The following is a 7771-nucleotide window of genomic DNA, read 5'->3' on the forward strand; positions in this document are numbered from 1 at the left end:
CTGAATGACCGGCATGGACTTCCTCGCCGCGTATGACGCGCTCCCGCAGGACGACGTTGCGCAGCGGGTGGCTCTGCTGCGGCGGGCCATGACGGCCGGCAGGGCCGAGCTGTTCGCGGAGCTGCGCGCCCGCCGGCCGGTGTTCGGCACGCCCATCGGTGTGTTCGTCACCCGGCACCCCGATGTCCTGGAGGTGCTGTCGGCGCCCGAGACGTTCACCGTGGGCGTGTTCGGCCCGGCGCTGGAGGACGTGCTCGGCGGGCCGTTCGTCCTGGCCCGGGACGGCGCGGACGTGCACTGGCGGGAGCGCGGGTACGGGCAGCTGATGCTCGCCGCCGAGGACGCGCCCCGGGTGCGGGACCTCACCGCGCGGATCGCCGACGAGGTGCTGGACGAGGTGATCGGCCGGGGCGCGGACACCTTCGATCTCGTCCAGGACTACGCCCGCCTGGCCACCGCCCGGGTCGCGGTCGCCTATCTGGGCTTCACCGGCATCGAGGAGGAGACGCTGCACTCCTGCACGCGCCGGATGCAGTGGGCGTTCGCCGTCAACCCCGGCCGTGACCCGGGGATCCACGCGGCGGGCGTGGCCGCCGGCCGGGAGCTGCACGACCGGGTCGCCGAGGTGATCGCCCGCCGCCGGGCCGCGCCCTTGGAGGACGGTCCGGACGACGTGCTGGGCCGGATGCTGAGCACCCGGCTGCCCGCCGAGTACGGTTTCGACGACGAGCGGGTCAACGCCAACCTGGTCGGCTATCTGACGGGCTATCAACAGAACGCCACCCAGTGCGCGGCGACCGCGCTGAAGGAACTCGCCGTGCGTCCCGAGGTGCTGGCGGAGGCGGAGCGCGCGGCGGGCGAGAGCGACCCCTCCCGCTTCGACGCCTATGTGTGGGAGGCGCTGCGCTTCCACCCGTTCGTGCCGGTCACGCCCCGGCTGTGTGTGCGCGACCACCTGCTGGCCGCGGGCACCGGGCGGCAGACGCTCATCCCGGCGGGGAGCGTGGTGCTGGCCTGCTTCGCGTCGGCGATGGCCGACGAGGAGGTGCTGGACGCGCCGGAGGAGTTCCGGCCCGGACGCCCGCCCGCGCACAACCTCGTCCTCGGCTACGGCGCCCACGACTGTGTCGGCCGGTACGCGGCCCGGGTCATCGTGCCCGAGCTGGTGCGGCGGGTGCTGCTGCGCCCCGGCGTGCGCCCGCTGCCCGGAGCCGAACGCGCCCTGGACTACGCGGGCACCCCGTTCCCGCAGCACTACACCGTGCGGTCCGGCCGCGACGCCGTGCCCGCGCCCTGAGGGCCGGAATCCGGGCGGCCGGTGGACCGGCCGCCCGCGAACCGACCGATCCGCACACCGACCGATCCATGAACCGACCGATCCGTGAACCGACCGGAGGACCGATGACCGTCACGTCCCGACCGCCCCAGGAGGGGACACCGCCCTGGACCGGGGCCAGGGACAGGTCCAGGGACGGGCTGCGCAACCGCTTCGAGACCCATCTGCTGACCCACTACGGCCCGGCCTGGCAGACGGCCCAGCGCCGCCGGTGGCTGCACCGCAGGCTCAACTCCCGGCTGATCGACCTGGCCGTGCTCAAGGCCCCGCCGCGCCCCAACCCGCTGAGCACCAAGGCCCCGTACACCTCCTGGGACTCGCTGACCGACCGGACCTGGGTGGGCCGGCAGCTGCCGCCGGTGACCAAGGCCCGGGGGGACCTGCCCGCCCCGGAGCGGGTGGCCGAGCTGTTCCGGCGCGAGGGCGAGGGCCGCTTCTGCACCCGCTCCAGCGCGCTGCTGCCGGCGTTCGCGCAGTGGTTCACCGACGGCTTCCTGCGCGGCCACGCGGCCACCGGCGACCCCCGGCGCACCGACTCGCCGCACACCCTGGACATGTGCCAGCTCTACGGCGACCGGGAGGAGGTCACCGCCTGTCTGCGCGCCTTCCGGGGCGGCCGGCTGAAGAGCCGGCTCGTCGACGGCGGCGAGTTCCCGCCCGCGCTGTGCGAGGGCGGGCGGATCAGGGAGGAGTTCCGGGCGATCCGGCCGGTGCGGTTCGAGGAGGTCCCCGAGGAGTTCGTGGACACCCTGTTCGCGTGGGGCGGGGAGCGGGCGCACGCGCACATCGGGCCGATGGCGCTGAACGTCCTGTTCCTGCGCGAGCACAACCGGGTCGCCGGCCTGCTCGCCGCCGCGCACCCGGACTGGGACGACGAACGGCTCTTCCAGACCACCCGCAACACGCTGATCGTGCTGATGATCCGGGTGATGCTGGAGGAGTACATCAACCACATCACGCCGTACCACTTCGGTTTCGTGCTCGATCCGGTGCGCACCGACCGGGGCGTGTGGCACCGGGAGAACCGGGCGACGATCGAGTTCAGCCTCGTCTACCGCTGGCACAGCCTGATCCCGTCGGCGTACACCATCGCGGGCCGGCCGGTGCCGCTCGCGCATACCATCGCCAACGGGCAAGTGGTCCTGGACCAGGGCCTCGGTCCGCTGTTCCAGGACCTGTCCCGGCAACCGGCCGGTCTGTCCGGCCTGTTCAACACCGATCCGCTGCTGCTGCCCATCGAGGAGCACAGTGTCGCCGTCGGCCGGGAGCTGCGGCTGGCCCCGTACAACGACTACCGGGCCTACTACGGCTTCCCCCGGGTCACCGACCCGCGGCAGATCTCCGGCGACCCGCGGGTCCAGCAGGCGCTGCTGGAGGTGTACGGCGACATGGACGCGATCGACCTGCACGTGGGGCTGTTCGCGGAGGAGCCGGAGCCCGGGGCGATCTTCGGCCGGCTGCTCGAACGGATCATCTCCGTCGACGCGTTCTCCGAGGCGCTGAACAACCCGCTGCTGGCGCCGCGCCTGTTCGGGCCCGCCACCTTCTCCCCCGAGGGCTGGGAGGTCATCCGGCACACCCGCGGCTTCTCCGACCTGGTGCACCGCAACCTGCCGGAGGACAAGGGGCGTTACGTCGTCTCGCTCGGCCGGAGCGCGGCGGACGCCCGGGCCGCGGCGGGCTGAGCGGGCGCACCGAGCCGGGCGGTTTCAGTCCCCGGCTGCCGCATGGGTGTGCAACGCCTGTGCGGCGGCGCGCAGTTGCTCCGCTGCCGTGATGCAGGCGGCAGCCTGCCGCTGAAGCGTGGGGCGGCTCCACTCCGGGGCCGCCGGGCAGCCGGCAAGGGTGTCCGCGGTGGCGCGCAGCCGCCGGGCGTACTCGTCCATCAGCTCGGCGTCCGCCCGCAACGCCTCGGCTCGGTCGAGGAGTTCGGCATCGTAGGACGTGACGTGGGGGGACTCGGTCACCATGGCGGGCTCCCGTGGGGGTGGGGGCGTCAGCGTGGCAGGACGGCGCCGGCGCTGCGGTGGAGCATGAACTGGGGGCAGGTGAGGACCAGTCGGGGGCGGGCCGTGGCGATGCCGAGCCGGCGCAGATGGCCGGCGAGGGGTTCGGCGGCCCCGGTGTCCAGCCGCAGCCGGATACCGCCGCCGCTGTGCAGCCGCAGTCCGCCGTGGGCCCGGACCAGGGTGCGGATGGTGCTCTCGCCCCGGCGGCCGTAGAGGATCCAGTCGGCCTCGGGGCAGCGCGCGCCGGGCCCGAGGCGGCCGTCGACGGCGAGGCCGAGCTCCGGGGAGCGCACGGCGAGGTCCCGACCGGTCAGGTCGGCCTCGGCACTCACCCGGACCGCGGGCTGGCCCCAGATCTCCCGGGCGACGGCCCGCGCCTCCTCGCTGGTGACGGCGAGGGAGACGACGTACCGGCCGGTGCGGCGCAGGTCGACCCGGCGCAGCAGGTCCAGGGCCACGTCGTAGGGGCGGGGCCGCCACAGGTCGTCCACCAGCACGGAGAGGGAGATCTCGGTGTACGGGCCGATGGTGGTGCAGCGGTGTTCGTACAGCGACAGCACCGCCAGCGCCCGTCGGCCCAGCCGGCTCGGCGTCATCCAGGTGACGCCGGGCAGCAGGGCGCGGGCGGCGTCCGCGTCGACGGGGAAGCACAAGTGGGCGGCTGAGGAGTCGTAGTAGCGCACGGGTACGTCGACCGGGCCGGCCGTGGTGGGCAGCGAGGTGGTGGGCAGGGTGAGGAAGGGGTAGCCCTCGGGCGGGTTGGCGCGGTCCTTGAGCTGGTAGGCCTGGGTGCGCACGACGGGGCCGCGGTAGGGGGTGAGGGCCTCGTCGACGCGTTCCCGGGCCTCGGGGACGACGGTGCGCAGGTGCTCGATGTACTCGTGGAGCATGTGGCTGAGCGGGAACTCGTGGGTGGGCCCGGTGTAGTCGACCTCGTACCAGTTGGGGTGCGGGTCGAACGCGGAGCCCGCGCCGCGGCCGTCGAGGACGGGCACGATGTCGTGCTGGTTGGTGATGCTGGCGACCCAGGTGCGCGGGTCGGCGGGCTTCTTGTTGTCGACCGGCGAGCCGACGGCGACGACATGGGTGACCCGGTAGGTGCGGCAGAACTCCTCGCTCTGGGCGAGGTTCATCACGGCGATCCCGCCCTCGCTGTGCCCGATCAGCGCGAGATCGGCGCCGCGGGGGATGCCGTAGTCCCGCAGGGCGAGCAGGATCGAGCGGGTGTACGGCGAGTCGGGCAGGAACAGGTTGCGCCAGGCGCCGACGAAGTCCTGCGGGGAGTCGGTGCGGGGGCGGCCGGGCGCCATGCCGGGTGCCTGGAGGACGTAGCGGACGACGCCGTCGGGGCCGCGCACGTTCTGCAGCAGGATCCGCCCGTTCGTGGACAGCATCTCGATGTTGCGCAGGAAGCCGAGGAAGGACCCTTTCGTGGCGATGACCTGCCGCTCCTGGTCGGTGAGGGCGACGGCCTCGGCGGCGCCCTCGCCCTGGTCCAGGCCCGCGAGGTGGGCGGCGCTGACGCCGTGCAGCGGGTCGGCGGACAGTTCCCGGCCGGTGGCCAGCGCCCAGCCGGTCTCGTCGTTGTGCGGGTCCTCGTCCAGCAGGGCGCGGATCGCGAGGAGTTCGGCCATCAGCGGGGCCAGCCCGGACAGCGCGCGCTGGGCGCCCTGGTCGCGGAACAGGGCGCGCAGGGACCGTACGGCCGCCAGGTCCTTGTCGGTGGTGACGGCCTCGGTCAGCCGGCGCATACCGGGATCGCGCACGAACTCCGGGTGGTCGACCAGCACGGCGGCGATCCGCAGCCGCAGCGAGGTGACCGCCACCAGCGCGGCCAGGCTCTCCCGGCCCAGCACCTCGCCGGCGGCGCCGAGGACGTGGCCCACGCCCTTCGGCGCGGTGACCGCGGAGCCGCCGAGGCCCTGTTTGCCGGTCAGGGCGCGCAGCAGGGCCCACTGGGCGGGCAGGCCGGTGCGCGGGCGGCGGCGCGCGGAGGCGGTCAGGGCCGGAGTGAACAGCGTGGTGCTGGTGCGCGCGGAGACCGCGCGGATGCCCTCGGCCACGTCCACCACCTCCCGCGCGCACCCGCGCAGCAGATCCCTGGCGTCCTGGCCGTCCGGCGCGGGCCGTCCGGGTGCGGTGCCGTCCGCTCGCATCCGACGCTCCCTCGGCTCGGTGACATGGGGCGGAGCCGGGGCCGCGCCGGCGGGCTCCCGGCCCGGTGACATGGGGCGGAGCCAGGGCCGCGCCGGCGGGCTCGGTCCCGCTCCCATGGTCGGCCAGCAGGGCCGCGCCCGCACCTTCATCCATCCAGGTAGAGGATGCCCGCGGGGGCCGCGCCGCGCGCCGAGCCTCATGCACCGGGGCCGCCGGGTCGGCGCATAATCGCCGCCCATGACCCCCTGCACCGCCCCGCCCCGCCGCGCGGGAGACACACCGTGACCGTGACCCCCGAACACCCGGAGGGCCCGCGCGCCCCGCTTCCCGACACCGTCCCGGTCGGGCTGCCGCTGCGCACCGGCTACCTGCTCACCCTCGTGGTGGGCCCGCTGGCCGTGCTGGCGCTGGTCCTGCCGGTCGCGCTGGCCGGCGGCTGGGGGCCGCGCTGGTACGACGCGGTCCTGGGCGCCGGGATGTACGCGCTGTCCATCATGGGCATCACCGCCGGCTTCCACCGGCACTTCACCCATCTGTCGTTCAAGGCGAAACGTCCGCTGCGGATCGCCCTCGGAGTGGCGGGCAGCCTCGCCATGGAGGGCCCGGTGACGATGTGGGTCGCCGAGCACCGGCGCCACCACCAGTACGCGGACCGGGCGGGCGACCCGCACTCGCCGTGGAAGTACGGCACCACCCGGCGGGCCCTGCTGAAGGGGCTGTGGCACGCCCAGGTCGGCTGGTTCGCCTCCTCACCGGTCCGCTCCCACTACCCCCGCTACGCCCCCGACCTGCTCGCCGACCCGGACGTACGCCGCCTGGACCGCTGTTATCCGCTGGCCATCGCCGTCTCGCTCGCGCTGCCGCCGGTCCTGGTCCTGGCGGTCACCCAGGACGTACGGTCCGCGCTGGTCACCTTGTTCTGGGCGAGCCTGGTGCGGTACGCCGTCGTGCATCATGTCACCTGGTCGGTCAACTCCGTGGCGCACGCCTTCGGTCCGCGCCACTACCCCACCCGCGACCAGTCCCGGGACGTGCCCTGGGTGGCCCTGCTGACGTTCGGCGAGGGCTGGCACAACCTCCACCACGCCGACCCCAGCAGCGCCCGGCACGGCGGGCTGCGCGGCCAGCCGGACCTCACGGCGTGGCTGATCGCCCGGTTCGAGCGGTGGGGCTGGGCGTACGACGTGCGCTGGCCGGACCGGCGGCGGATCGCCGCCCGGCTGCACGCGGAGGCGGCCGGCCGCCGGGTGCCGCACCGTCAACTGCCCGGGAAGTAACGGGAGAACGAGGACGAGTCGACGGCGAACATGCCGTTGAAGGGTTCGTTCAGCCCGTAGACCAGCAGCACGGTGAAGGTGATGAGCGCGGTCAGGCCCATCACCATCACCACATGGGTGATGCTGCGCCGTACGCCGAACATGAACATGAAGGCCACGGTCAGCAGGCCGCCGACGATCAGCCCGAACCACAGCACCGGTGACAGGGTGTCGCCGACATCCGCCTCCCGGCCGCGCCGGGCGTCGTCCAGCACGCTGAGCTGGGCCAGGGTCTCCTGGAGTGTGGCCTGCTGGGCGGGGCTGGCCCCGGCGGGGATCTGGCCCGCCGACCTCAGGTCGTTCAGCAGGTCCCAGCCGTGCCGGTCCGGCGGCTGCCCGGCGACCATGACGGGCCACTCCTCGGACACCACGTGGTGCACGTACGCGTCGACGGCTTCCCTGGTCCGTTCGCCCGCCGGCGCGGGCAGACCGGCGGAGAGCAGCCGGATCTGGTGCGCGGCGCTCGCCTCCACCTGCACATGGTCCTCAGCGGCGGACCGGGCCTCCCACACGGCCACCATCGACAGGCCGAGCACGAGGGCGTAGAGCACGCTGACCATCATGGCGATGTACTCGGCGACGTCCTCGCGGGGTTCCTCGTCCGGGGCGGGCGGCCAGAAGCGGTGCTGAAGCAGCACGGCGCCGGCGGCGACCACGGCGATCCCCAGAACGACGGCGAAGGTCTCGATCATCGGCGCGGTCTCCTGTCGTGTCGTCTCGATTCGATGTCCCGGCCGGGGGGCGGGGCTGGGGGGACGGCTGAGGGCTGGGGGATGACTGGGTGCTGGAGGGTGACGGGGGGCTGGGGGTTACTTGCCGATGCGCCGTGAGCCGAGCAGCGCGGCGGCGAGGGCGGCGGGGATCAGCAGCAGGAACAGCACGGCAAGCAGACCGAGCCCGGTCGGCTTGCCTCCGGGCCGGATGAACCGGGACATGATGGAGGGGGCGGAGGG

General features: G+C 73.9%; 6 protein-coding genes. 3 read left to right on the forward strand and 3 right to left on the reverse strand.

The features are described 5' to 3' along the window. The first annotated feature begins 4 nt into the window (after positions 1-4). Positions 5-1297, forward strand: coding sequence for a cytochrome P450 (locus IH25_RS0119205; protein ID WP_051754023.1), 1293 nt, complete (start codon positions 5-7; stop codon positions 1295-1297). A 104-nt stretch (positions 1298-1401) separates the two neighbouring features. After that, on the forward strand, positions 1402-3021 hold the full coding sequence (locus tag IH25_RS0119210) for a peroxidase family protein (protein WP_030611514.1): 1620 nt from the start codon (positions 1402-1404) through the stop codon (positions 3019-3021). Between the two features lie 24 nt (positions 3022-3045). Here IH25_RS0119210 and IH25_RS0119215 read toward each other — a convergent pair whose 3' ends face one another. Beyond that, the gene (locus IH25_RS0119215; RefSeq protein WP_030611517.1) at positions 3046-3306 is read right to left on the reverse strand and encodes a hypothetical protein; all 261 of its coding nucleotides are present in this window, start codon (positions 3304-3306) and stop codon (positions 3046-3048) included. A 26-nt stretch (positions 3307-3332) separates the two neighbouring features. Beyond that, positions 3333-5501, reverse strand: coding sequence for an acetoacetate decarboxylase family protein (locus tag IH25_RS0119220; protein ID WP_051754024.1), 2169 nt, complete (start codon positions 5499-5501; stop codon positions 3333-3335). A gap of 282 nt (positions 5502-5783) precedes the next feature. Between IH25_RS0119220 and IH25_RS0119225 the strand changes: the two genes are divergently transcribed. Then, positions 5784-6779 (forward strand): acyl-CoA desaturase, encoded by a 996-nt coding sequence (locus IH25_RS0119225; protein WP_245172825.1) that lies wholly within the window; start codon positions 5784-5786, stop codon positions 6777-6779. On the opposite strand, the gene IH25_RS0119230 is transcribed toward IH25_RS0119225, so the two are convergent. Further along, positions 6761-7510, reverse strand: a complete 750-nt coding sequence (locus IH25_RS0119230) for a bestrophin-like domain (protein ID WP_030611527.1) — start codon at positions 7508-7510, stop codon at positions 6761-6763. The genes IH25_RS0119225 and IH25_RS0119230 overlap by 19 nt on opposite strands. Positions 7511-7771: the final 261 nt, after the last annotated feature.

Origin of the sequence: Streptomyces achromogenes subsp. achromogenes, from assembly GCF_000720835.1 — a bacterium.
GTDB lineage: Bacteria > Actinomycetota > Actinomycetes > Streptomycetales > Streptomycetaceae > Streptomyces > Streptomyces achromogenes.

Bases quoted from the DNA above. Each gene is read 5' to 3' on its own strand.
- IH25_RS0119205 (WP_051754023.1), top strand. From the start codon at position 5: ATGACCGGCATGGACTTCCTCGCCGCGTATGACGCGCTCCCGCAGGAC.
- IH25_RS0119210 (WP_030611514.1), top strand. From the start codon at position 1,402: ATGACCGTCACGTCCCGACCGCCCCAGGAGGGGACACCGCCCTGGACC.
- IH25_RS0119215 (WP_030611517.1), bottom strand. From the start codon at position 3,306: ATGGTGACCGAGTCCCCCCACGTCACGTCCTACGATGCCGAACTCCTC.
- IH25_RS0119220 (WP_051754024.1), bottom strand. From the start codon at position 5,501: ATGCGAGCGGACGGCACCGCACCCGGACGGCCCGCGCCGGACGGCCAG.
- IH25_RS0119230 (WP_030611527.1), bottom strand. From the start codon at position 7,510: ATGATCGAGACCTTCGCCGTCGTTCTGGGGATCGCCGTGGTCGCCGCC.